This window comes from Sporosarcina sp. FA9 (assembly GCF_051550205.1).
GTDB lineage: Bacteria > Bacillota > Bacilli > Bacillales_A > Planococcaceae > Sporosarcina.
Genome location: NZ_CP188819.1, coordinates 3,030,901 through 3,055,007, shown reverse-complemented (window position 1 = coordinate 3,055,007; position 24,107 = coordinate 3,030,901). Strand labels below are relative to the sequence as shown.

General features: G+C 39.2%; 23 protein-coding genes. 22 read left to right on the top strand and 1 reads right to left on the bottom strand.

What is annotated here, in order from left to right; translation table 11 throughout:
* Positions 1-283 precede the first annotated feature (283 nt).
* From ACP8HH_RS15580 to ACP8HH_RS15530, 11 genes are all read left to right on the top strand, one after another.
* A complete protein-coding gene (locus tag ACP8HH_RS15580) occupies positions 284-1,354 on the top strand; it encodes a DUF3048 domain-containing protein (protein WP_438312868.1) in 1,071 nt (356 codons plus the stop codon).
* A 27-nt stretch (positions 1,355-1,381) separates the two neighbouring features.
* Positions 1,382-1,705, top strand: a complete 324-nt coding sequence (locus ACP8HH_RS15575; protein WP_438312866.1) for a YerC/YecD family TrpR-related protein — start codon at positions 1,382-1,384, stop codon at positions 1,703-1,705.
* Between the two features lie 119 nt (positions 1,706-1,824).
* Positions 1,825-2,523: a heptaprenylglyceryl phosphate synthase gene (locus tag ACP8HH_RS15570; RefSeq protein ID WP_438312864.1), complete on the top strand. Its 699-nt coding sequence runs from the start codon at positions 1,825-1,827 to the stop codon at positions 2,521-2,523.
* 41 nt (positions 2,524-2,564) lie between these two features.
* Positions 2,565-4,790: a DNA helicase PcrA gene (gene pcrA / locus ACP8HH_RS15565; RefSeq protein ID WP_438312862.1), complete on the top strand. Its 2,226-nt coding sequence runs from the start codon at positions 2,565-2,567 to the stop codon at positions 4,788-4,790.
* Positions 4,791-4,813: 23 nt separating this feature from the next.
* Positions 4,814-6,829: an NAD-dependent DNA ligase LigA gene (gene ligA, locus ACP8HH_RS15560; protein WP_438312860.1), complete on the top strand. Its 2,016-nt coding sequence runs from the start codon at positions 4,814-4,816 to the stop codon at positions 6,827-6,829.
* A gap of 1 nt (position 6,830) precedes the next feature.
* Positions 6,831-7,955, top strand: a complete 1,125-nt coding sequence (locus ACP8HH_RS15555; protein ID WP_438312858.1) for a CamS family sex pheromone protein — start codon at positions 6,831-6,833, stop codon at positions 7,953-7,955.
* 74 nt (positions 7,956-8,029) lie between these two features.
* Positions 8,030-8,317 (top strand): Asp-tRNA(Asn)/Glu-tRNA(Gln) amidotransferase subunit GatC, encoded by a 288-nt coding sequence (gene gatC / locus ACP8HH_RS15550; RefSeq protein WP_438312857.1) that lies wholly within the window; start codon positions 8,030-8,032, stop codon positions 8,315-8,317.
* A 237-nt stretch (positions 8,318-8,554) separates the two neighbouring features.
* The gene (gene gatA / locus ACP8HH_RS15545) at positions 8,555-10,021 is read left to right on the top strand and encodes an Asp-tRNA(Asn)/Glu-tRNA(Gln) amidotransferase subunit GatA (RefSeq protein WP_438312855.1); all 1,467 of its coding nucleotides are present in this window, start codon (positions 8,555-8,557) and stop codon (positions 10,019-10,021) included.
* The gene (gatB, locus tag ACP8HH_RS15540; RefSeq protein WP_438312853.1) at positions 10,021-11,451 is read left to right on the top strand and encodes an Asp-tRNA(Asn)/Glu-tRNA(Gln) amidotransferase subunit GatB; all 1,431 of its coding nucleotides are present in this window, start codon (positions 10,021-10,023) and stop codon (positions 11,449-11,451) included. The genes gatA and gatB overlap by 1 nt, the downstream gene beginning before the upstream one ends.
* 147 nt (positions 11,452-11,598) lie before the next feature.
* Entirely contained in the window at positions 11,599-12,171 is a 573-nt protein-coding gene (locus ACP8HH_RS15535) for a thioredoxin family protein (RefSeq protein ID WP_438312851.1), read from the top strand.
* Positions 12,172-12,249: 78 nt separating this feature from the next.
* Complete coding sequence (locus tag ACP8HH_RS15530; protein ID WP_438312849.1) at positions 12,250-13,188, top strand: diacylglycerol kinase; 939 nt, start codon at positions 12,250-12,252, stop codon at positions 13,186-13,188.
* Positions 13,189-13,261: 73 nt separating this feature from the next.
* On the opposite strand, the gene ACP8HH_RS15525 is transcribed toward ACP8HH_RS15530, so the two are convergent.
* Positions 13,262-13,690, bottom strand: a complete 429-nt coding sequence (locus ACP8HH_RS15525; RefSeq protein WP_438312847.1) for an NUDIX hydrolase — start codon at positions 13,688-13,690, stop codon at positions 13,262-13,264.
* A gap of 302 nt (positions 13,691-13,992) precedes the next feature.
* On the opposite strand from ACP8HH_RS15525, the gene ACP8HH_RS15520 reads away from it, so the two are divergent.
* The 11 genes from ACP8HH_RS15520 to ACP8HH_RS15470 all read left to right on the top strand — a co-directional run bounded on the left by ACP8HH_RS15520 (position 13,993) and on the right by ACP8HH_RS15470 (position 23,961).
* On the top strand, positions 13,993-15,339 hold the full coding sequence (locus ACP8HH_RS15520) for a cytochrome ubiquinol oxidase subunit I (protein WP_438312845.1): 1,347 nt from the start codon (positions 13,993-13,995) through the stop codon (positions 15,337-15,339).
* Positions 15,336-16,361, top strand: a complete 1,026-nt coding sequence (locus ACP8HH_RS15515; protein ID WP_438312843.1) for a cytochrome d ubiquinol oxidase subunit II — start codon at positions 15,336-15,338, stop codon at positions 16,359-16,361. Before ACP8HH_RS15520 ends, ACP8HH_RS15515 begins: the two co-directional genes overlap by 4 nt.
* A 15-nt stretch (positions 16,362-16,376) precedes the next feature.
* On the top strand, positions 16,377-16,496 hold the full coding sequence (gene cydS / locus ACP8HH_RS15510) for a cytochrome bd oxidase small subunit CydS (RefSeq protein ID WP_438312841.1): 120 nt from the start codon (positions 16,377-16,379) through the stop codon (positions 16,494-16,496).
* Positions 16,497-16,741: 245 nt separating this feature from the next.
* Positions 16,742-18,115 (top strand): 23S rRNA (uracil(1939)-C(5))-methyltransferase RlmD, encoded by a 1,374-nt coding sequence (gene rlmD / locus ACP8HH_RS15505; protein WP_438312839.1) that lies wholly within the window; start codon positions 16,742-16,744, stop codon positions 18,113-18,115.
* 225 nt (positions 18,116-18,340) lie between these two features.
* Positions 18,341-18,571, top strand: a complete 231-nt coding sequence (locus ACP8HH_RS15500; RefSeq protein ID WP_438312838.1) for a hypothetical protein — start codon at positions 18,341-18,343, stop codon at positions 18,569-18,571.
* Positions 18,572-18,896: 325 nt separating this feature from the next.
* Positions 18,897-19,658 carry an AIM24 family protein gene (locus tag ACP8HH_RS15495; protein ID WP_438312836.1) on the top strand — a complete coding sequence of 254 codons (762 nt, stop codon included), beginning with the start codon at positions 18,897-18,899 and terminating at the stop codon, positions 19,656-19,658.
* Positions 19,659-20,027: 369 nt separating this feature from the next.
* Positions 20,028-21,434: a DEAD/DEAH box helicase family protein gene (locus ACP8HH_RS15490; protein ID WP_438312834.1), complete on the top strand. Its 1,407-nt coding sequence runs from the start codon at positions 20,028-20,030 to the stop codon at positions 21,432-21,434.
* Between the two features lie 17 nt (positions 21,435-21,451).
* Positions 21,452-21,724, top strand: coding sequence for a type I restriction enzyme subunit R domain-containing protein (locus ACP8HH_RS15485; RefSeq protein ID WP_438312832.1), 273 nt, complete (start codon positions 21,452-21,454; stop codon positions 21,722-21,724).
* A 155-nt stretch (positions 21,725-21,879) separates the two neighbouring features.
* Positions 21,880-22,749, top strand: coding sequence for a type I restriction endonuclease subunit R, EcoR124 family (locus tag ACP8HH_RS15480; RefSeq protein WP_438312830.1), 870 nt, complete (start codon positions 21,880-21,882; stop codon positions 22,747-22,749).
* A 43-nt stretch (positions 22,750-22,792) separates the two neighbouring features.
* Positions 22,793-23,794 (top strand): RhuM family protein, encoded by a 1,002-nt coding sequence (gene rhuM, locus ACP8HH_RS15475; RefSeq protein WP_438312828.1) that lies wholly within the window; start codon positions 22,793-22,795, stop codon positions 23,792-23,794.
* A complete protein-coding gene (locus ACP8HH_RS15470) occupies positions 23,791-23,961 on the top strand; it encodes a hypothetical protein (protein ID WP_438312826.1) in 171 nt (56 codons plus the stop codon). The genes rhuM and ACP8HH_RS15470 overlap by 4 nt, the downstream gene beginning before the upstream one ends.
* Positions 23,962-24,107 lie beyond the last annotated feature (146 nt).

The window sequence follows — 24,107 nt, the reverse complement described above, 5'->3', positions numbered from 1 at the left end:
CGAATAATCGATTCGAATTGGATTTTCTCCAACATATTTAGATTAACCAATAACAGTAGGTTTCAATCGAAGTCCATTAGAAAAAGGGGACTTTGCAATAATTCTACCCGCACAGAATCTTCTAACTACCTATATTTATTCTTCTTGCTATGCTACGATAAATATCATGTAAATGGAATTATCTAAAGATAGTAAACAAATGTATTGTAGTTGGTGAATAGTTCGCTATACATACAGATAAAGAGTAGCTTTACTTCCGGAAACGGAAAGATAGGGGGAGCAAATGATAGAGAAAATGAGAGCGTGGCTTTTCATAGCTATCGCAATGTTGCTAGTTTCGGCTTGTTCAAAAGAAGAGGTAATGGAAGAACCCGAAAAAGAACCAGATAAAGTGATTGCAGTAGAGGAACCAGAAGAAGAGCCTGAAGAAATCGAAGAAGTTGTTCCTAAGTTTATGGCACCGTTTACAGGGGTTTTAGAAGACGTGGAAAACATGCAACGCCCAATACTTGTAACGATTAATAATCATCCACTAGCCCGTCCGCAATCGGGTATTAGTGAAGCAGATATTGTGTATGAATTTATTGCTGAAGGAAATGTTACGAGACTTTTAGCTGTATTTCAAAGCGAGTTGCCTGAACAAGTTGGACCGGTTCGAAGTGCAAGAGACTATTTTATTCATGTTGCAAAAGGGCTTGATGCATTTTATGTTGCCCATGGATACAGTCCAGATGCACTGGCACTACTACAAAAAGGCTATGTGGATAATATAAATGGAATGCACTATGATGGAACACTTTTTAAACGTTCATCCGACCGGAAAGCGCCTCATAACTCTTATACTTCAGCTGAGAACATACTATTAGGCGCTGAGAAAACAAATGCATCGATGGAAATAAGTAAATTACCATCACTTTCTTTCCATGATTCCATTGAAAGTGCTAAAGTAGGTGTTCAGGCAAATATTGCTGTTGTTCATAATGGTTCACACCCGAATTTTACGAGCACGTATATGTATGATGAAGTACAGGGTACATACATACGGTCTGTAAATGATATTGTGACAATAGATAAGTCAAATGATGAAGAAGTTGAATTATCGAATATTCTAGTGTTTGAAGCTATTCACCGAACAATTGACGATGTAGGCAGACAGTCCGTTGATCTTGAAACAGGTGGCCAAGCACTGCTATTCCAAGCAGGTATGATGAGAGAAATAGAATGGAAAAATATAGACGGTATCCTTACTCCGATTGAAGACGGAGTGCCGGCAAAACTGGTGCCAGGTAAAACATGGATTCACATCATTCCGACAAAGCCGGGCTTAAGTACATCCGTCACATATACCCCTTAATAAATTCATTCAGAGAGAGGGAAAATAATGCAAATTAATAAGATACGTGGACATCAGACAGATCAGCTTTTTACAGCAATACTTGAACTGAAAAATCTAGATGAATGTTATGCGTTTTTTGATGACCTTTCAACAATGAGTGAAATACAATCTCTAGCCCAACGTCTGGAAGTAGCACAATTACTGAAGTTGAAAAATACGTACGATAAGATTCAACATGAAACAGGCGCAAGTACGGCAACAATTTCACGCATTCGTCGTTGTGTTGACTATGGCTCGGGTGGATATAATATGATCCTAGATAGACTTTATCCCGAAATCGAGGAGCAAAATGCTGGGAAATCTGAGTAAAATCCGGACGCAACTAGGCCGAGGCGTAATTTATTAATTCAGAACCAGGCGGAGAAAGAATCCGCCGGGTTTTTTTGCTATACTAGAGATATAAACTAGAAATGGTCAGGTGATTGGCAATGGATTTCACTACTTGGCGTCACGCCTTTAAATTAGATCCGGCAAAAACAGTGACGGATTTTCAAATAGAACAATTAGCTGAATCGGGAACGGACGGAATTATTGTTGGAGGAACAGACGGAATAACGCTTGATAGCGTCCTTGACTTGCTTGTACGTATTCGCAGATATGCTGTTCCTATCGCACTCGAAGTATCAACAGTTGAGTCCGTTACACCTGGGTTTGATTATTACTTCATACCAACAGTACTCAACTCAACAAAAGCTGAATGGATTAACGGGATCCATCATTCGGCACTTCGTAAATATGGCTTTATGATGGATTGGAATGAAATATTTACAGAAGGGTACTGCATTTTAAATCCGAATTGCAAAGCGGCACTTTTGACAGGTGTTGAAAAAGTTCCAGATAAAGAAGATGTACTCGCATATGCCCGAATGGCCGAACATCTTTTCAATTTACCCATTTTTTATATGGAATACAGCGGTATGTATGGAGATCCTGAGCTTGTTCGAGCGGCATCTAAAGTTCTTGAAAAAACAAGATTATTCTACGGCGGTGGCATTAAAAATGCACAGGACGCAAAAACAATGGCTGAGATTGCGGATACGATTGTCGTCGGAAATAGTATATACGAAGATTTTGAAGCAGCATTATCCACTGTAAAGGCAGTGAAATCCGTTACGAAAAGTGTGTAATAGTGTATAATTAGAACAAACGTTCCGAGAGGCGGTATTAAATGAATCAAATAGCAGAAAATCTACTGGTAGGTATGAATCCAGAACAAGCCCGAGCAGTAAAAAAGACGGAAGGCCCTTTACTAATTATGGCAGGCGCAGGCTCGGGAAAAACACGGGTGCTTACGCATAGAATTGCTTATTTAGTCGTTGAAAAAAATGTGTATCCATCCAATATATTAGCCATTACATTTACAAATAAAGCAGCCCGGGAAATGCGTGACCGAGTAGACAGCTTGCTCGGGGCAGGGACAGGACAACGTATGTGGGTATCCACTTTCCACTCGATGTGTGTGCGGATATTACGTCGCAATGTCGACCGGATTGGAATTTCAAAATCATTCTCTATTTTGGATTCGGCGGATCAGTTAACAGTTGTTCGAAATGTACTGAAACAACTCAATCTAGACCCGAAGCAAAATGATCCTCGTATGATGTTAAATGCTATTAGTTCAGCTAAAAATGAATGCATCGATGCTGAAACATACCGCAGTCAAATCAATAACCACAATCCGTATGAAAAGACAATCGCAGATGTCTACGATGCCTATGCGAAACGTTTGCGTCAAAACCAGTCGTTCGATTTTGACGATTTAATCATGATGACGCTTGTTCTGTTCGAACGTGTTCCAGACGTTCTTGAATATTATCAAAACAAGTTTCAATACATTCACGTTGATGAGTATCAGGATACCAATAATGCACAGTATCGCTTAGTGACTATGCTTGCGGAGAAATTTAAAAACTTATGTGTTGTCGGAGACTCTGACCAATCTATATACGGCTGGCGTGGGGCGGACATCGGCAATATTATGTCTTTCGAAAAGGACTATAATGATGCGGAAGTGATAATGCTTGAACAGAACTACCGTTCAACAAAACGAATCCTTCAGGCGGCCAACGACGTCATTACAAATAACCGCAGTCGCTACGACAAAAAACTTCGGACGGATAATTTAGAAGGCGAAGCGATTTCTATTTATTTAGCGAGCGATGAAAAAGATGAATCTCAATTTGTAGTCGGTAAAATTCTGGAACTGCAAAAGGAAGAAAACTTAAAGTTGGACCAGTTTGCAGTTTTATACAGGACGAATGCTCAATCCCGTGTGATTGAAGAATACCTTGTGAAGTCGAACATAGAGTACACAATTGTTGGCGGTACGAAATTCTATGATCGAAAAGAAATTAAAGACCTTCTTGCCTACTTGCGTTTGACTGCGAATAACTCCGATGATCTAGCACTTGCGCGCGTAATCAATGAGCCAAAACGAAGCATCGGCGCAACGTCATTCGAGAAAATTGCACATTTTGCAATTGATCATGACCGAACAATTCTAGACGCTCTTCAGGAAGTTGATTTTATGGGGCTTACATCTAGAGCAGCAAATGAAGTTGCTAAGTTCCGTGATTTAATAAATGGTTTTACTAAAATGCAGGAATACTTACCCGTTTCTGAACTTGTTGAAGAAATACTTGAAAAAACAGGATACCGGGAAATGTTGCACAAAGAAAAATCAATTGAATCAGAGAGTAGACTTGAAAATATTGAAGAATTTCTATCTGTAACAAACTCGTTTGAAAAAGGTTCTGACGATAAATCTCTCGTTGCTTTCTTAACGGATTTGGCCCTTATTTCAGATATCGATTCACTTGATAAAGATGAAAATAAGAACACCGAGAAAGTTGTTCTTATGACGATGCACGCAGCAAAAGGACTTGAATACCCAGTAGTGTTCATAATAGGTATGGAAGAGAATGTCTTCCCTCATTCCCGTTCCATGGGCGATGATGAGGAAATGGAAGAAGAGAGACGTCTTGCTTATGTTGGAATTACACGGGCGGAACGAAAACTTTATTTATCATCCGCCAGGTATCGTACACTTTACGGACGTGCAAGTTACAATATGCCTTCCCGATTTATCGGGGAAATCTCAGATGACATTACTGAAGAGTTATCTGTAAATACCGGGTTTTCTATTGGGAGAAAATCCTCTGGAAAGTCTGTTGCGCCTGTTCGACCAGCCGTTAAAAAGCCTATGTATAAGAAAAGTGGCGGAGATAAAATGGGATGGAATCCCGGCGACAAAGCGACGCATAAAAAATGGGGCGTAGGTATGGTCGTAAGCGTTAAAGGAAGCGGCGAGGAAGTAGAACTAGATATTGCGTTCCCAAATCCAGTCGGTGTGAAAAGGTTACTCGCTAAATTCGCACCCATTGAAAAAGTTTGACGAGTCTGGAGGAGAACAAAACGATGGATAAAAGCACGCTTAAAGAGCGAGTCGACGAGCTGAATACTCTTCTTCATGAATACGGTCATGCTTATTATGTACTTGATAAGCCACTTGTTACTGATGCGGTTTACGATGGCTATTTTCAGGAGTTACTTCGTATCGAAAAGGAATTCCCTGATTTTGTTTACCCGTATTCTCCGACTCAGCGAATCGGGGGAGAAACTCTTACTGGGTTTAATAAAATCCCACATGAGTATCCAATGCTCAGCCTATCTAATGCATTCAATGAAGAGGAATTACGTGAATTTGATAAACGTGTCCAAACAGGTACGGGGTCAAATGTTTCTTATATTTGCGAACTGAAAATTGATGGCCTTGCACTATCCCTGAAATATGTTGATGGGATATTTGTCCAAGGTTCTACCCGCGGCGATGGTTCAGTTGGTGAAGATATAACGGCTAGTTTAAAAACCATTCGGACCATCCCGTTAAAGTTAAATGAACCAATTTCAATCGAAGTGCGCGGCGAGGCGTATATGCCGAAAAAAGAATTTGTACAATTAAACGAAACACGCGATGAAGCTGGAGAAGAACCGTTCATGAACCCTAGAAACGCGGCGGCGGGATCTCTTCGACAACTCGACCCCAAAATTGCGGCGAGTCGGAACCTAGCCGTTTTCATTTACGGAGTTGCTGGAGATGCTGGGGAATATGGAGTGGACAGTCATTCGGATGCCCTAGATTTTGTCGACCGGCTTGGATTTGAAACAAATAAGGAAAGAAAGCGTTGCGTGACGATTGAAGAAGTGATTGAGTATGTGAAGATATGGATCGATAAACGTTCGAATCTAGACTATGACATTGACGGTATTGTTGTGAAAGTAGATTTGATTGAGGACCAGGAGCAACTTGGATTTACCGCAAGAAGTCCAAAATGGGCTACAGCTTTCAAGTTCCCAGCAATGGAAGTGCAAACGAAGTTATTAGACATTGAGCTAAGTGTTGGCCGGACAGGTGTAATTACGCCAACCGCGATACTTGAACCGGTACTGGTCGATGGCTCAACAGTAGGGCGTGCTTCGCTTCATAATGAAGATCTGATAAAAGAAAAAGATATTCGAATAGGTGATACGGTAATTATCCGCAAAGCAGGTGACATTATCCCCGAAGTTGTGGCCCCTATAATCGAAGAACGTTCCAGTAGTGCTGAGCCTTTTGAAATGCCTAAAGAGTGTCCGGCATGTGATTCTGAACTGATTCGTATTGAAGGCGAAGTAGCTGTTCGGTGTGTAAATCCACAATGCCCTGCCCAAATGAAAGAAGCGATTATTCACTTTGTCTCACGCAATGCCATGAACATAGAAGGCATAGGAGAACGGGTTGTAGACCAACTGTACGAAGCACATCTCGTTCATGACGTTTCCGATCTTTATACATTAACAAGAGAACAATTAATCGAACTTGATCGAATGGGTGAAAAGTCGGTTTCGAATTTATTGACAGCGATTGAAGCCTCTAAACAAAATTCTCTTGAAAAGATGTTATTTGGCTTAGGGATTCGCCATGTTGGAGAGAAGGCGGCGAGAATTCTTGCTGAAGAATTTGGAACTCTTACGCAGCTCATGCAAGCCGATACTGAAAAGTTAACATCCATACATGAAATTGGCGATAAGGTAGCAACTTCTATTACTACGTATTTTGGTAATGAGGATGTTCTTAAAGTAGTTGGTAAACTCGAAATGCATGGGCTGAATATGTCGTATAAAGGACTATTGCGGCAAGAAGTTCCAACCAGTGGAATATTCGTGAACAAGACTGTCGTTCTCACAGGGAAACTTATGGTTCTTACACGTGGTGAAGCGAAGAAGGCAATAGAAGCGCTTGGTGGTATAGTAAGTGGTAGTGTGAGTAAAAAAACAGATATCGTGGTTGCTGGTGAAGCAGCCGGATCGAAACTAGCTAAAGCCGAAGAACTTGAAATCACTGTTTGGAATGAAACACAATTAATAGAAGCACTAGGCGAAAAGGAGTTATAAAATGAAGCGAATATTAATTATTCCTGGACTAGTTGCTGTTGTACTTATTAGCGGTTGCCTTCCTTCAATTGATAAGAAAGAAGAAGTCATACAGGACAATGAACAACGTGTCGAAGAGATGGTAGTAATTCCTAATATACAAATAAAGGAAGAGTACTATCAAACGCTTATCCCATTTAAACAAAGCGCAAGTCGTGGTTATATGGGTACCACAAACACGAAGTATGATGTAAAAGAAGCGGAAGAGGGTTTGTTACGCCTATCCGTACAAAAGTTTGATCCCAAAAATCATTTTTTCCAAGAAGGTCAATACATCGACGAAGCAACCGTTAAATCGTGGCTTGGAAGAAAATCAGAGAAGAATATGTTGGGTTTAAATCCAGAGACGACTGAAGATATGTCCGAAGCCGAAATAGCAACAAAGGCACCGAGCTATCTTGCTCGCATTGTGGAACAGAACTATCTTGTGCTAACAGATGAAAAAAAACTCCGATTAGCTGGAATATCTATTGGACTTTCACTAAACTCTGTTCATTATGCTAGAAGTGGTGAAGAAACAAAAATTGATAAAGAAGTATTGGAAGCAGAAGGAATGAAAATAGGTGAAGAGATTATCCGAAGGATCCGTTCACAAGAAGGTCTTCGAGATATTCCGATTGTAATTGGTTTATTTAGACAAGAGAGCCGAAATTCCATTGTTCCAGGAACTTATTTTGCAACAACGACAGCTGAAAAAGGTAAGGACACCCCTTCTGGATGGAAAATTGTGGACGAGGAATATGTTTTGTTTCCAGCCTCAACGAACGATGAAAAATATCGGGAGTTAGATACATCCTTTAAGAAGTTTAAACAAGAAATTGATGGTTTTTTCCCTAGTTTTGTCAATGTAATTGGTCGTGGACTTTATAAAGATGGTTCCCTTAAATCTTTATCAATAGAAATGCCGATTCAATTTTTCGGTACGAGTGAAACAATCGGTTTTACACAATATATAGCGAGTCTTATAAAAGAGAATTTTCCAAATATCTATATTGAAGTGAGTGTAACATCGGTGAATGGTCCGGAAGCATTAATTGTGAAAGAGGCTGGAATTGATGAGCCGTATGTCCATATTTATGGCTACTAGAAAGACAGAACTTTTCATGACAATAATATGATGTTATGATTAATTGTACAATAGAACAAAGAGGAGGAAAGTGCATGACACAATTTACTAAAGATAATGTTCTTTATTTTGCTAACTTTGCCAAGCTCGGAATGACAGACATCGAAGCAGAAACATTTGCTTCTCAACTAGAAGCAATGATTGGTTTTTCAGATATATTAAATGAAGTAGATACTGAAGATGTTGAACCGATGACACATCCGCTTCATCTTTTTAATGTGCTACGTGAAGATGTACCAGCAGATATACTAGATCGTGAAGAAATGTTGCAAAGCGTAAAGGAAACTGAATCCGGAATGATTAAAGTTCCGAATATCCTTTAACTGAATTCAGCAGAAGTCTCCCACTCCTATAAGCGGTGAGACGAATGCAAATATTTTTCTTTCAGTGGGGGTTCGAACTCCGGCTGAATGGGGAGGAATGAAGTTCAATTCCTCCTTGTTAAAGCCTCCGGCGGAGGTCACAGATTTTTAGGGGAGTTTTTCGAGTAAACTCGAAAAAAATCTGGACGCAATTACGCCAAGGCGAAATTGATTGAACGGATTTAAGGAGGAAAACCAATGACATTATTGAATAAAACAGCAGCAGAACTTCAAGCACTCTTACATAACCGGGAAGTATCTGTAAAAGAATTAACTGAAAGCACATTTACTCGGATTAATGAAGTAGATGGTGATGTACAAGCCTTTTTGACAACAACAAAAGATGAAGCACTAGCTAGAGCTGAGCAGTTGGACAAAGAGCCAATCGAAGGAAGAGGGCCACTTTTTGGACTGCCAATCGGATTGAAAGACAATATTGTAACTAAAGGAATTAAGACAACATGTGCTAGTAAAATGTTAGAGGACTTTGTGCCGATTTACGATGCTACTGTTGTAGAAAAAATCAACGAAGCGGGTATGGTAACTGTTGGAAAGCTAAACATGGATGAATTTGCTATGGGTTCTACAACGGAACACTCTGCTTTCCAAAAAACGCATAATCCATGGAATTTGGAATATGTACCTGGAGGTTCTTCAGGAGGATCCGCAGCCGCAGTAGCTGCTGGGGAAGTACTCTTTTCACTTGGTAGTGATACGGGTGGTTCCGTTCGACAACCTGCTGCATTTTGTGGAGTAGTTGGTATGAAACCAACAGCTGGTCGTATTTCTAGATCTGGTCTTGTTGCATTTGCATCATCACTTGATCAAATTGGACCTATTACGAAAACTGTTGAAGATAATGCACTACTACTTGGTGCAATAGCGGGTATAGACCATCGCGATTCTTCAAGTTCATCAAAAGCTGTTCCAGATTATAGAGCTGCACTCACTGGCGATATAAAAGGGATGAAAATTGCTGTACCAAAAGAATATCTTGGCGAAGGTGTTTCAGCCGAGGTGAAAAAATCAGTATCCGACGCTTTAAAAGTGCTTGAATCACTTGGCGCGAAATGGGAAGAAGTTTCTCTTCCACACTTGAAATATGCTTCACCAACGTATTATGTCATTTCTTCTTCTGAGGCCTCATCGAATCTTTCTCGTTTCGATGGTATTCGATATGGCTATCGGGCTGAGAACGTTCAAAATCTTGAAGAACTTTACTTACGTTCACGTCAAGAAGGATTTGGCGACGAAGTGAAAAAGAGAATTCTCTATGGTACGTATGCATTAAGTGCAGATCATCATCAAGATTTATATGTGAAAGCAATGAAAGTACGGACATTAATTGCACAGGATTTCGCAAACGTATTTGAAAAGTATGATGTAATTGTAGGCCCTACTACAGCAACACCTCCATACAAGATTGACCAACTGATTGAAGATTCATTAACGCTTTATGCGAATGATGTGTTGACAGTCCCTGTGAATTTAGCTGGGATACCTGCAATATCAGTACCGTGTGGTTTTTCTGAAGGATTACCATTGGGTCTACAAATCATCGGTAAGCATTTTGATGAAGCGACACTTTATAAAGTTGCTCATGCATATGAACAAGCAACTGATTTCCATACAAGCACTCCGGACTTAGGGGAGGGGAAAAAATAATGAACTTTGAAACAATTGTTGGGCTTGAAGTCCACGTTGAACTTAAAACTGATACAAAGATATTTTCACCAGCTCCCGCTCATTTTGGCGCTGAACCCAATATGAATATTCATATTACAGACCTAGCTTATCCCGGTGTTATGCCGACAATGAACACGCGTGCAATCGATTTTGGTATGAAGGCATCAATGGCATTGAACTGTGACGTTGCATCTGAAATGCATTTCGACCGTAAGCATTACTTTTATCCGGATAATCCAAAAGCTTACCAAATTACCCAAGACAAGCGTCCAGTTGGTTCAAACGGATGGATTGAAATTGAAGTAGACGGTAAGAAAAAGAAAATTCGTATTGAACGAGTACACTTGGAAGAAGATGCAGGGAAACTGACGCATTCAGACAATGGTTATTCACTTGTTGATTTAAATCGACAAGGAACGCCACTTATTGAAATCGTTACAGAAGCGGATATTCGCTCAGCGGATGAAGCTTATGCATTTCTAGAAAAACTAAAAGCAATTATTCAATACACAGGTGTTTCCGATGTTCGTATGGAAGAAGGCTCACTACGTTGTGATGCGAATATCTCCATTCGCCCATATGGTCAAGACGAGTTTGGTACAAAAACAGAATTGAAAAACTTGAATTCATTTAACTTCGTTCGTAGAGGTATCGAAAACGAAGTTGAACGTCAAAAAAGTATACTTCTTGCTGGCGGGGAAATCGTTCAAGAAACACGCCGTTATGACGAAGCAACGGGTCAAACCGTTCTTATGCGTATTAAAGGGAATTCAGATGATTATCGCTTCATTAATGATCCAGATTTATCGGAAATTCATATCGATGAAGAGTGGATGGATCGTGTTCGAAAAGAAATTCCAGAACTTCCAGATGCACGGAAGGAACGCTATATTAATGACCTAGAACTTCCCGCATATGATGCAATGGTACTCACGTTAACAAAAGAAATGTCTGACTTCTTTGAAGCGACAGTATCCGAAGGTGCAGATGCAAAACTCGCATCTAACTGGTTGATGGGTGAAGTATCCGCGTATCTGAATTCAGAACAAAAGGAACTTCACGAAACAGCTCTTACAGCTGAAGGGCTTTCAACAATGATTAAGCTCATTTGCGATGGAACTATTTCTACTAAAATTGCTAAAAAAGTATTTAAGGAACTTATCGAAGAAGGCGGAAACGCAAACGACATCGTTAAGGAAAAAGGACTTGTCCAAATTTCTGACGAAGGTACTCTTCGTAAAATGGTTACTGAAATATTAGATACAAACGAACAATCTATTTTGGATTACAAAGATGGAAAAGGTCGTGCGCTTGGATTCCTTGTAGGTCAAATAATGAAAGCCTCAAAAGGTCAGGCAAATCCACCACTTGTAAATAAAATATTGCTTGAAGAAATTCAAAAAAGATAAATAATAAGCAACTCTGTTTGGTTTTTTTATGAAAGACGTTAGTTGTATGACTTATAAATAGTCATACAATTAACGTCTTTTTAGATTCTCGTATTTGATTCAATTCCATAAAAATCGTACAATTAATGAAAGGAAGTGAATTTCATTATGAAAACAGAAAAACAATATTTTGACGAAGCAATTACCCTTGCTGAATATATGGATAATATGAAAACGTATAAAGAAAGTTCATTGCGAATTTATGAGCTGTTTGAAGTACCAAAAGACGATGAATTTATCACGTTATTAACAGAAAAGAAACCTGGAATTCTTGTGATTTCGGAAGACTGGTGTGGGGATGCGATGCTGAATAACCCTATACTTCGTAAAATAGCAGAAGCTGCAAAACTAGATGTGCGAGTAGCCTACCGTGATGAAGATACAGATTTAATCGATAAACATTTAACAAATGGTGGAAGATCTATTCCTAAGTATTTACTTCTTGGAAATAACGGCGAAGTCAAAGCAACTTGGGGTCCGCGTGCAGAACTACTTCAGGAATACGTTGCGGGACTTCTTAAGTCGTTGCCGCCGAAAGACGAGCCAGAGTTTGAAGAGAAACGGAATGAGTTTGTAACACGTATTACTGCAGAGTATACGACGAAGCCTGAATATTGGTTAATGGTTTATGAAGATATACGTAGTAGTTTCCTTCCTGTATTGCAAAAAAAATCACAGTAAGCAAAACCATTTCTATATGAAAGCCTGTTTTAAATTATTCATCCATCAAAATGTGTAAATAGAAAGGGACTTCTGAATATGAAACGTGCACGTATTATATACAACCCCACAGCGGGTCGAGAAGCTTTTCGAAAGCATATTGCTGAAGTACTTGAAAAACTCGAAATTGCAGGGTATGAAACATCTTGTCATGCAACAACATGTGAAGGCGATGCCACAATAGCTGCCGGGAAAGCGGTTGAGAGTGGTTTCGATCTAATCATATCTGCGGGCGGCGACGGTACTTTAAACGAGGTAATCGCAGGCGTGAGTCCGTTTGATAATCGGCCGAAGATCGGTCTGATTCCTATGGGAACAACGAATGATTTTGCACGTGCTTTGCGTATTCCCCGCGACGTTGAGGAAGCAGTCGATATCATTATTCAAGGAGATTCTATCCCCGTAGACGTAGGGTTAATGAATGATAGGCATTTTATTAACATTGCAGGTGGGGGCCGATTAACGGAATTAACGTATGATGTGCCAAGCAGGTTAAAGACAATGCTCGGGCAAATGGCCTACTATCTAAAAGGAATTGAAATGTTGCCTTCGATTCATTCATCCCACGTAAGAATTGAATACGACGGCGAAGTGTTTGATGAGGAAGCGATGTTGTTTCTCGTAGGACTCACAAATTCAGTGGGTGGTTTTGAGAAATTGGCCCCTGATTCAAGTTTAAATGATGGGAAATTCACTTTGATCATTTTGAAAAAGTGTAATATTGCTGAATTTATACGTATCGTTTCACTTGCTATAAGAGGTGAACATTTAGATGATCCGCTTGTGATCTCAAGTAAAGCTGAGAAAATCACCGTTACATCGACGGAAAAAGTGCTTCTGAATTTGGACGGTGAATATGGTGGAGTTTTACCAGCAACATTCCAAAACCTCTTCCAACATATCGAAATGTATGCCCCATTAGATAAGTTACGAAAAGAAGATTTAGTCAATATCGGTCACAAAAAGTTGAGTGAATAAAAAAGCTGTACGTGTGTCGGAATCCGATCCACGTACAGCTTTTTTATTATAAAGATTTAGTACAGGTAGAAGTTTATAAAAGAAGGATGGATTGATCTTGGTTTGCAGCAAGCTTCGGAAGATCATCGACCGGAATAAACTGATGACAATAAATCATGCCGTTATCCTCACCATCACTAATGACAAGATGTTCCCATTCTGTTCGAGGAGAACCAATATAATTTAGATGAAAAACGGTTCGCTCATACACCGTATCTTTGTTTTCGGGATAGTAATTTGTTTTGTTAACTTTTCCCTTTAGTACAAGTTCATTGCGGGGAATTCCGGTTTCTTCTTCAATCTCTCTGTAAAGTGCATCAATAATTAACTCATCGTTCTCAATTGATCCACCAGGCACTTGAAATCCTTCGTCTGGCATATTTTTGTGTTTGAAGACTAGAAGTTCCCAGTTGGGCTCTTCACCCTTTGTAATGTATCCAAGAACTTTTCTTTTCATTTCCATATCTCTCACCTCTTACTACTTATTATTCCATATTACACAGGATTCAAACTATTCGCAAGTGTTTTCAATAAAAGATACTTTACAAATAAAACATGAAAAAGGTCTATTCTGGCAGTAAATATAGAGTATATTGGGTATAGATGATAATAAAGATTGGTTTCAACACAAAGTAACTTGGGAGGATGCGTTGCAATGTATAAAACACATGAAAAGCGCCTCGTTTGGCTTGCTTTTATTATTGCAGGAATTATGTTGGTTTCGATTTTTGGAAGAATCTTTGGAAGTTAGAGGGGGAAATCGAATTGGGAAATGAAGAAGCAGTCTTTTTTTCACGAATATTGACTGAAACAACTTTATCATTCCATATTATTTACGCTACAATTGGCGTCGGTGTACCACTCATGATTATGCTGGCTCAGTGGGTCGGCATAAAGAAAAATGACGAGCATTATATATTACTTGCGAGAAGATGGGCACGAGGATTTATTATTACTGTTGCAGTAGGTGTCGTAACTGGAACGGCAATTGGCTTACAGCTGTCCTTATTATGGCCAAACTTTATGGAGTTGGCGGGAAATGTAATTGCGCTTCCGCTCTTTATGGAAACCTTCGCGTTCTTTTTTGAAGCAATCTTTCTAGGAATTTATTTGTACACATGGGATCGGTTTGAAAGTCAGAAGAAACACTTTCTGCTACTAATTCCAGTTGCTGTTGGTGCATCTTTTTCGGCGGTATTCATTACAATTGTGAATGCCTTTATGAACGCACCCCAAGGATTTGATATTATAAACGGAGAACTGGTGAACATCAATCCCCTTTTAGCGATGTTTAACCCAGCGATGCCAACGAAAGTAGCACATGTTGTCGCTACGTCTTATATGACCGCGGCTTTTGTTCTTGCAGCAATTGCAGCATTTAGATTACTGAAAGGTTCAAATCATGAATACCATAAAAAAGCACTTTTCTTAACAATGAAAGTTGGATTTATTTTTGCAATTGCATCGGCAATCATTGGCGATTTCTCTGGTAAATATTTAGCTGAATACCAACCGGAAAAATTGGCTGCTGCAGAATGGCATTTTGAAACAGAAGAAAGTGCGCCGCTAATCATGTATGGTGTTCTGAAAGATGGAGAAGTAAAATACGCGATAAAGATTCCATTTGCACTTAGTATTTTAGCGCACGGCGTACCAACGGCAGAAGTGATTGGTCTTGACCAATTTCCAAAGGATGAAGTACCTCCACTTTATATTCACTACTTATTTGATATTATGGTCACAATCGGTATTTGGATGACTGTCTTATCGGGCGTGTTTTTGTTAGGCACCAAATTACGATGGAAAATGGTTGCGACGAAATGGTTCCGCTGGCTCATTGTGTTGGGTGGACCTTTGTCAATGCTCGCAATTGAAGCTGGTTGGTGGATGGCCGAAGTCGGACGACAACCATGGATTCTTCGTGGAATTATGCGCACACAAGATGCAGCTACAACAAGTGCTCATGTCGATAAGATGCTGATTCTGTTCGCCCTACTCTATCTCGTTCTAGGTGTCGGAAGTGTCGTTGTGCTGAGGCGTATGTTCCGGAACAATCCCGTTGAACGTGAAATTGAGGACCGGGAAATGGAAAAAGGCGGTGACGTGTTATGACGCTTGAGATATTAGGTATTTCGGTTTTGTGGGTTTTCCTTTTTGGTTATATACTCATTGGTGCAATCGACTTTGGAGCTGGTTTTTTTAATGCTTATAGCCTTCTAACGGGTCGACAACGCATACTCACGAACATTATCCAACGGTATTTATCACCTGTTTGGGAAGTGACCAACGTATTCCTCGTCTTTTTCTTTGTAGGAATCATTGGGTTCTTTCCGAAAACAGCATTTTATTATGGAACAACTCTGTTGATTCCCGTGAGTTTTGGGATTATCTTACTTGCCATTCGCGGTTCTTATTATGCATTTGAAACATACGGAGCCCGGGGACATAAAGGGTATTCATTTATGTATGGTGTTGCAGGTTTATTAATTCCGGCGTCACTGTCCATTGTACTGACAATTTCGGAGGGCGGTTTCGTTTCAATCGTTGATGGCAATCCCGTTTTAGATTATTGGATATTGTTCACCAGTCCTTTGACATGGTCCATCGTCGTACTCAGCATTACTGCTACACTATATATATCTGCAGTGTTTCTCACTTGGTATTCCAATAAAGCGCGCGATACCGAAGCGACGAATCTCCTTCGGAAGTATGCACTTATTTGGTCGCTTCCGACAATGATTACAGCAGGCGGAATTATTGTGGAACTCAGAAATCACAATCCTGAACACTACAGCAATATTCAAACTTTGTGGCCGATGTTCTTGATTTCGTTTCTGATGTTCGTTGGAACCGTATGGCTTTTATGGAAGCGTCGTAATTATGGACTCGCCTTCATAATGTTAGCTGGACAATTTGTCTTTGCCTTCTTTGGCTACGGGGCGTCGCATTATCCATACTTGCTCTACCCGTATCTAACGATTTACGATAGCTTCACAAATCCCGCGATGGCAATATCACTTGTAGTCGTATTTGTTTTGGGACTCTGTATGCTCATTCCATCACTGTACTTGTTAATGCGTTTGTTCTTGTTCGATAAAGACTATGTACGTGGAAAAGGGGACTATCATGCGTAAAGGGGGATGCAAACTATGAATCACTTTTTAATGTTTTACGCACCGTTTGTCGTATTAATTGGCGCTCTTGTTGTGGCATTTGTTGTTGTTTCTATGGACGGCGCGGTTCAGAAGCAAATTAAGGATGAAAAATAGATTATTTGAGGGCAGACGTTGAAATGGCGTCTGTTTTTTGTTGGGTCTTTGATCCTGTTTTGCGGATATAAGTGTGAAAGTGTCGGATATAAGTGGAGTATGCGCGGATATATGGCGAGGAGTGTCGGATAAAAGTTCAGAAGTGTCGGATATAGCACTCGAAGTGTAGGATATAAACCGAAGCTACTACATTTGGTGCGTAGCGTGTTAAACTAGAGACATTAGAAATTTGGAGGAAAGCATATATGTCTTTTAGTGTAAAAAGAAATGATCGATTGAATGTATTTGTGGAAGATTTAACGCATGACGGTTCTGGTGTTGCGAAAGTAGACGGATATCCGCTGTTCATTCCAGGTGCGCTTCCTGGTGAAGAAGTTGACATACTAGTAGGTAAGACGCTAAAAAAATACGGATTTGCTCGGCTACTCAACGTCACAAAGGAGTCCCCTGACCGAGTTGAACCGCCTTGCCATGTGTTCTCAGAATGCGGTGGATGCCAAATGCAGCATTTGTCTTATGAAGGTCAACTGGTGCAAAAAAGAAAAACCGTTCGTGATGTAATCGACCGGGTTGGTAAGTTGCCTCATGTGCCTGTTCATCCTGTAAAAGGAATGAAGGATCCGTGGAGATACAGAAATAAATCACAGATACCATTTGCCGAACAAGATGGTAAAGTGGTGTCTGGCTTTTATAGAACGCGCACGCATCATATTGTGGACACAGATATTTGTCTTATTCAAAGCAACGAGGCTGACGAACTGATGACGGCGCTGAAAATGGAGTTACACAATATGGGGGTAGATGCTTATGATGAGCGGACAAACCTTGGTATGCTCCGTCATCTCATTGTTCGAAAAGGACGTACAACAGGAGAAATCATGGTCATCCTTGTAACCCGCAAAAAGAAATTCACACAACAAGATGCGGTTATCGAACTCATTAAGCGTGTTGTCCCTGAAGTTACTTCGATTATGCAAAACGTCAATAGCGAAAAAACAAATGTTATTTTTGGTGATTATACAGTTCCTCTTTACGGAAAATCGTTCATCGTCGATTCAATTGGTGACATTGACTTTGAAATTTCCGCAAGATCCTTTTATCAAATAAACCCGGAACAAACTGAAGTGCTTTACGGACAAGCTCTAGAATATGCACAGCTTACAGGCAATGAATCCGTAATTGATGCGTATTGTGGCATTGGAACAATCTCGCTTTTCTTGGCTCAAAAGGCGAAGGAAGTATACGGAGTCGAAATCGTACCGGAAGCCATTGCAGATGCAAAACGCAACGCGCAGTTAAATGAAATCGACAATGCCTTTTTTGAAGCGGGCCCCGCAGAAGTTGTTATTCCAAAATGGTACGCCGAAGGAAAAAGATTCGACGTACTTGTAGTAGATCCGCCACGCAAAGGATGCGATGAAGAGCTGCTTAACACAATTCTGGAATACAAACCGAAACGTGTGGTTTATGTATCCTGTAATCCCGGAACGCTTGCACGTGACCTAAGAATCCTTGAAGATGGTGGATACCGAACGCAGGAAATCCAACCTGTGGACATGTTCCCGCACTCGAGTCATGTGGAGTGTGTGGCGTTGCTAGAAAGAGAAATGTCTAACTAAAATAAACACTTCTCAACAATAATATACTTTACCGATTTTTCATGCTGTTTTTCTTGTTTCTATTATAATAAACATTTCCGATTCCCATATTTAACTAAATATTATCCCGGTTTTCCCCAATAGGAATTCCGGGTTTTTTCTAGCTTAAAACCACAAAACCTTTTCTTCTTTCAAGGCCTCTTTTCTCTATTCCTCCTTGCGGTTCCTGACTTCATCCGATATGCTATGCAAAACAGTCCAAAGAATTTACCAGGACCAATCCAGTTAGGGTTATATACTATTGTAAAATTAGAAGGTGACACGGGGTTGCTCTACGATAGTTGGGATAAAGAAGTTCCTACCGACTGGAGTGGGATAATCAAAAGTATGGACGCACCTGAAGAAAAGGGAGCTTATATTATAAAAATAATAAAGAAAGATAAAATATCAGCGAAGGGAATGTTTTATGTGTACTAGAGTTGTAGCAGCTTTCTAATTTTTACGTTACATGATTGATATTGGTAGGGTGTATTTGTACGCTCTCTTATAATGGACACTAAACATGTTATTATTGTGTAAAAAAAATTTCGGGTATCTATGCGAGACACTACTCAGATAATAAACTACAATTGATAAAGAACATTGAAAAGTCAATAAAACTGATGTTTTATCGTCCTGTGTTTGTATTGTTTCTATATTCGAATTGTCATAATTGTATTTGACATAGTACGCTATCACTAATGTTTTGCACTTATTTATTGAATAATCTACACATACAATATAAAGAAAGTAGGAGAAAAATATGTTTACAATCAAAAATTTTGAAGAAAATGATAATGTGAAAATTACGGAACAATTAGGTGCATTTAAAGTGGTAGAATTTCAAAGAGATTTGAGTGTCGATCATGTTACAGCTCAAACTGCTTTCTATGCTGCTGAAATGAATGTGAGAAGAAGGCAGTTATTCTGCGATGTTAATCATTCAAACATCACGATTCAAGCTGGGGCTATGCAATGGATGGCAGGAGATGTGAAAGCAACAACAGGTATTAAAGGGGTAGGCGATTTTATTGGAAAAACATTTAGAGGAAAAGTTACTAAGGAATCTGCAATAAAGCCTGAATACACTGGAACTGGTAAACTTGTCTTAGAACCAACATATAAGCATATTTTACTTATTGATGTTGCAGATTGGAATCATTCAATCATCATTGAAGATGGTATGTTTTTAGCTTGTGAATCAGAATTACAACATAAAGCTGTAATGCGGTCTAACTTGTCTTCCGCGGCATTTGGTGGAGAGGGATTATTTAACCTTGGAATCTCAGGAAGCGGTGTAATCGCACTTGAATCTGATGTGCCAAGAGAGGAACTCATAGAAATAGAGTTAGAAGATGATGAATTGAAAATTGATGGTAATATGGCAGTTGTTTGGTCTGGTAGTTTAAAATTTACAGTAGAACGATCAGGCAAAACATTTATGGGTTCAGCAGCTTCGGGAGAAGGTTTAGTTAATGTCTATCGCGGAACGGGTAAAGTGTTAATGGCTCCTGTCCGTCAATAAGCTGAAAATACGGAACCAAACATAAAAGGTAATGTTCGGTACTTTGATTATTAAGTAATTACAGTAAGATGGCTTTATTCATGGACTCAAGATGGAAGTCAAAGAGGGACCTAAATATTACCTGTGAAACAATGTAATATTCATTTAGAACTTTTAGAATACGTATAATAATCTTATCCGACTGGCTAGATATTTATATATAATAGATTTCAGGTGAATACAAGCACTTCACATTATTTGTCTACCGTCAGGAGTCCACACATATGGAGTGTGTGGCTTGGTTGGAGATTTGAATTAATGTATTGACTAGCTGGTGAAGAGTCGATTTCAACTTGAATCTTTACCCTTTTTTATTGAGTAGTTTATGCAATGTATCATTTTAACGGTTTACCTATTATCCAAATAGAAGAAAAATGTGATACGCGTGATGTTAATGAGGCTTTAAATCAAATGCAGCAATATGCCGATGAAAATCAGTATCGTGATATTTTCTCGACTTTGCAAATTTTGGTTGCAATCACACCGAATAACGTGAAATATATGGCGAATACGACAGCTGATAAGTTCAATAAAGACTTCGCATTTAATTGGCAGCGTAAAAGTGATAATTCAATTGTGCGTAACTGGAAAGAGTTTGCTGATTCTATGCTATCCATACCTATGGCGCATCAAATGGCGACAAACTATATGATATTAGATGGTACAAAAAATAAGAAAATGCTTAAAGTGATGCGTCCTTATCAAGTGTATGCTACTCAAAATATTATTGAGAATTTGAAGAGAGTCGATTTTGAACTTGGAACCAATAAAATCGGGTATATTTGGCACAAGACTGGTTCAGGAAAAACAATTACAAGTTTCAAGACTGCATGGCTTGCGAGCCGTATGCCCAAAATTGATAAAGTGGTTTTTGTAGTTGATAGAATTGCGCTTACAAAACAAACAAATAAAAACTATCAAGCTTATGATCCGGATGCAAGTGATGACGCGTTTGGAAGTGTTCAAAATAACAACAACACGAACGACCTGAGCCGGAAACTTAAGAATAAGGATAATAGCATTATCGTTACATCTGTGCAAAAGCTGGATACCTTAGTTAAACGTAAGAATTATAAGGCCCCAGATAAAAATATTGTCTTTATTGTTGATGAAGCACACCGTTCCACTGGTGGAGAAAGTATTGCAAGCATTCAAATAGCCTTTAAGACATCGGCCTGGGTAGGATATACTGGAAAACCGATGTTTGACGAAACAACCACTGGTTTGCGTACTGAGGATATTTTCGGTCCAAATTTACACACCTATACGATTCGAGAAGCGATAGCGGATAGAAATGTTCTAGGGTTCAAAGTCGATTTTGAAACGACGATCGACGAAGAACAAATGAAAAATGATTATTTGCCAAACTTCTATCGTGAGCGCTATCCGAAGTGGGCAGAAGAGCGAATTCAAGAGAAAATTAACAATCTTTCACAGGAAGATATGGATGACGCAGTCGAACCAAGTTTCTATGATGAAAATCCAGACCACATCAAATTGGTGGTAGAAGAAATCTTCAAGAATTGGCGCAATCGTTCTAATGAAGGCAAATATAACGCTTTGTTTACGACGCACGTCGGTGGTGGAAAAGCTAGTACGCCAATGGCAATGATGTACTTTAATGAATTTCAGCGTGTGAATGCAGAAAATAAATTAAACGGCGGACAAACATTAAAAGTTGCTGTAACCTTCAGTCAAAGTTATCTAATAACGATAGTATGCTTGCGACAAATCTAGGGTTATATGATGCAATTATGGCCTACAATAAAGAGTTTGGGACAAGCTTTGGGATGGAACATGCGGCAGGTTACACGCAAAATGTGACAAGCCGTTTGAACAAGTCGTCAACAGATAAGAATTATCTTGACCTTGTCATTGTAGTTGATCAGCTGTTGACTGGTTTTGACGCACCCGAACTTAATACATTATATTTTGATAGAACGCTAAAAGGAGCTGGACTTATCCAAGCGTACTCAAGAACAAATCGAATCGCAGATATGCAGAAAAACCTTAGGGACGCATTGTGAACTATCGTTGGCCAGCACAAAACGAAAAGTTGATGAATAATGCTTTAGCGATCTATGCGAATAAAGATTCCGCCATTCTTTCAGACGATGAATAACGTAAATCTAACCAAAATGATGGGATCATTGCTAAACCATTTGAAGAAGTGTTCAATGAAGTGAAGAAAGTGGTTGGGACATTAGGAAGCTTAACTAGTGAATTCCAACAACTACCACCGTCTGAAAAACAGAAAGAATATATGCTCGATTTATTACGTGAATATAATGTTGGCATGGCGAAGTTAAAGCAATATGACCCTGAAGAGGTTGATGGGAATGTAGTAGGTTTCAACTATGACAATCCTGATGAGTTGGTTGAAAATCTAGGAATGACTTCGGAACAAGAAGTGATGTTGTCGACTGTATTAACAAATGAATTGAAACAACATATTTCCAAAGAGAAGAAAATTCCTCTCTATCAGATTGAATTAAGGATGACACACGTCAAGGATGTTAAAATTGACTATGACTATTTAACAGAATTAGTTGAGCAATTATTGAATCAAGTCCATGATGGTCAAATAGTGGAGGCCCAGGAAACACAAGAGAAAATCAATCAATTTGCAAATGGATTGGATGATCGGAATTATGCTGCTAAGATTATGAATGCTGCAAACGCAATCATCAAAGGGGACTTCCCACCAGCAGGTTCAAACTTCAAATACCCTGTGAAACTATCTGATAGTGAAGAAATCATTCAAGCTGCTAATAATGTGAATTTAGATAGAATGTTCCTAGATTTTCGAGTGAAGTGGGGAATTACTGATATTATTACGAGTGCTCAAATGCGTGAGCTATTCAGTCGGCACCGTTTTGGTTTACAAGACTTGGATGATACGGGGCAAATTCGGAATATAATCGCCGGGGCAAGTAACGATTATAAGACAATGGCACATGATGAAGAAGTACAGTTATTGTCTAAAATTAAATATCGAAACGGTCTGCGTGAAGCGATTTACAAATTAGCGGATGAATTAGCGGAAAATTAAACGGGGCGAAAAAATCAAAAAAGTGAGTAGATTGGAGCTTATAATGAACGAAATACAATTTTTAATGTATAGTGCTGATGAAAAAGTGGAAGTTCTTGTTCAAGATGAAACGATTTGGGCAACCCAAAAAACTATTGCAGAATTGTTCGATGTCGATAGAACATCAATTTCTCGTCATTTGAAAAATATCTTTGTGACTGGTGAGCTCGATGAAAAAGTGGTATGTGCAGAAATTGCACATACCACTCAGCACGGTGCTATTGAAGGAAAAACGCAAACTAAAGATGTGAAGTTTTACAACCTAGATGCCATTATATCTGTTGGATATCGTGTGAATTCCCAAAAAGCAACTAAGTTTCGTATTTGGGCAACGGATGTGTTGAAGGAGTATATTCAAAAAGGATTCAAGATTGATGTTGAGCGTATGAAACAGGGCGAAACTGTCTTTGGTAAAGATTACTTCCGCGAGTTACTTGAAACAGTTCGTTCTATTCGGGCAAGTGAACGTAGAGTTTGGCAGCAAATAACCGATGTATTTGCAGAAATTTCTTATGATTACGATGAAAATTCGGATATAACGAAAAGGTTTTATGCCACGGTGCAAAACAAGTTTCATTATGCGATCACTGGCAAAACAGCGGCAGAAATTGTTTATGGTAGTGTGGATAAAAATAAAGAACATTTAGGGCTTACATCATGGAAAAATTCACCTGACGGGCGTATTCTACAATCAGATGTGGTAGTCGCGAAAAATTATTTATCCGGTAAGGAAATCCGCAGTCTTGAGCGTAATATTTCTGCTTACTTTGACTATGTCGAGCGCTTACTTGAAGATGAAACATTACTTGGTATGAAAGATTTTGCAACAAGTATTGATGAGTTTTTAAAGTTTAATCGTTATGAAGTATTGGATGGGTACGGACGTATTACGCAGAATGCAGCAAAGCAAAAAGCGATTGGTGAATATAAAGAATTCAACAAACATCAAAAAGTCGTCTCTGATTTTGACAGGGAGATTAGAAAGATACAAGGTGAGCAGAAATGAATGAAAGTAACAAAAATTTACCCGAAATAAGGTTCCCGGGATTCAAGGGTGCTTGGGAACAGCGGAAGTTAAAAGAAATTGCTGAATTTAATCCGAAATCTACTCTGCCTAATGAGTTTGAATATGTGGATTTAGAATTAGTAATCGGTCATTGTCGAAGCTTCTGAATAGAGATGTGGACCACTTAAGAAATTCATATATACAAGCCTTTCTTAATGATGACAAAGTTAAACTCCGCTATCCGAATGTGATAAGGCATAAAAATCAAGCATGCAAAACAACAGCAACTGAAGAATAATCGTTGATATTCTTC

What these genes read in the sequence shown, in the direction of transcription:
- cydS (WP_438312841.1), top strand. Translation starts at nt 16,377, where the DNA reads ATGAATCACTTTTTAATGTTTTACGCACCGTTTGTCGTATTAATTGGC.
- ACP8HH_RS15575 (WP_438312866.1), top strand. Translation starts at nt 1,382, where the DNA reads ATGCAAATTAATAAGATACGTGGACATCAGACAGATCAGCTTTTTACA.
- ACP8HH_RS15495 (WP_438312836.1), top strand. Translation starts at nt 18,897, where the DNA reads ATGTTTACAATCAAAAATTTTGAAGAAAATGATAATGTGAAAATTACG.
- gatB (WP_438312853.1), top strand. Translation starts at nt 10,021, where the DNA reads ATGAACTTTGAAACAATTGTTGGGCTTGAAGTCCACGTTGAACTTAAA.
- rlmD (WP_438312839.1), top strand. Translation starts at nt 16,742, where the DNA reads ATGTCTTTTAGTGTAAAAAGAAATGATCGATTGAATGTATTTGTGGAA.
- ACP8HH_RS15570 (WP_438312864.1), top strand. Translation starts at nt 1,825, where the DNA reads ATGGATTTCACTACTTGGCGTCACGCCTTTAAATTAGATCCGGCAAAA.
- gatA (WP_438312855.1), top strand. Translation starts at nt 8,555, where the DNA reads ATGACATTATTGAATAAAACAGCAGCAGAACTTCAAGCACTCTTACAT.
- rhuM (WP_438312828.1), top strand. Translation starts at nt 22,793, where the DNA reads ATGAACGAAATACAATTTTTAATGTATAGTGCTGATGAAAAAGTGGAA.
- gatC (WP_438312857.1), top strand. Translation starts at nt 8,030, where the DNA reads ATGACACAATTTACTAAAGATAATGTTCTTTATTTTGCTAACTTTGCC.
- ACP8HH_RS15535 (WP_438312851.1), top strand. Translation starts at nt 11,599, where the DNA reads ATGAAAACAGAAAAACAATATTTTGACGAAGCAATTACCCTTGCTGAA.
- ACP8HH_RS15490 (WP_438312834.1), top strand. Translation starts at nt 20,028, where the DNA reads ATGTATCATTTTAACGGTTTACCTATTATCCAAATAGAAGAAAAATGT.
- ACP8HH_RS15515 (WP_438312843.1), top strand. Translation starts at nt 15,336, where the DNA reads ATGACGCTTGAGATATTAGGTATTTCGGTTTTGTGGGTTTTCCTTTTT.
- ACP8HH_RS15580 (WP_438312868.1), top strand. Translation starts at nt 284, where the DNA reads ATGATAGAGAAAATGAGAGCGTGGCTTTTCATAGCTATCGCAATGTTG.
- pcrA (WP_438312862.1), top strand. Translation starts at nt 2,565, where the DNA reads ATGAATCAAATAGCAGAAAATCTACTGGTAGGTATGAATCCAGAACAA.
- ACP8HH_RS15500 (WP_438312838.1), top strand. Translation starts at nt 18,341, where the DNA reads ATGCAAAACAGTCCAAAGAATTTACCAGGACCAATCCAGTTAGGGTTA.
- ACP8HH_RS15525 (WP_438312847.1), bottom strand. Translation starts at nt 13,690, where the DNA reads ATGGAAATGAAAAGAAAAGTTCTTGGATACATTACAAAGGGTGAAGAG.
- ACP8HH_RS15470 (WP_438312826.1), top strand. Translation starts at nt 23,791, where the DNA reads ATGAATGAAAGTAACAAAAATTTACCCGAAATAAGGTTCCCGGGATTC.
- ACP8HH_RS15485 (WP_438312832.1), top strand. Translation starts at nt 21,452, where the DNA reads ATGGCCTACAATAAAGAGTTTGGGACAAGCTTTGGGATGGAACATGCG.
- ACP8HH_RS15555 (WP_438312858.1), top strand. Translation starts at nt 6,831, where the DNA reads ATGAAGCGAATATTAATTATTCCTGGACTAGTTGCTGTTGTACTTATT.
- ACP8HH_RS15530 (WP_438312849.1), top strand. Translation starts at nt 12,250, where the DNA reads ATGAAACGTGCACGTATTATATACAACCCCACAGCGGGTCGAGAAGCT.
- ligA (WP_438312860.1), top strand. Translation starts at nt 4,814, where the DNA reads ATGGATAAAAGCACGCTTAAAGAGCGAGTCGACGAGCTGAATACTCTT.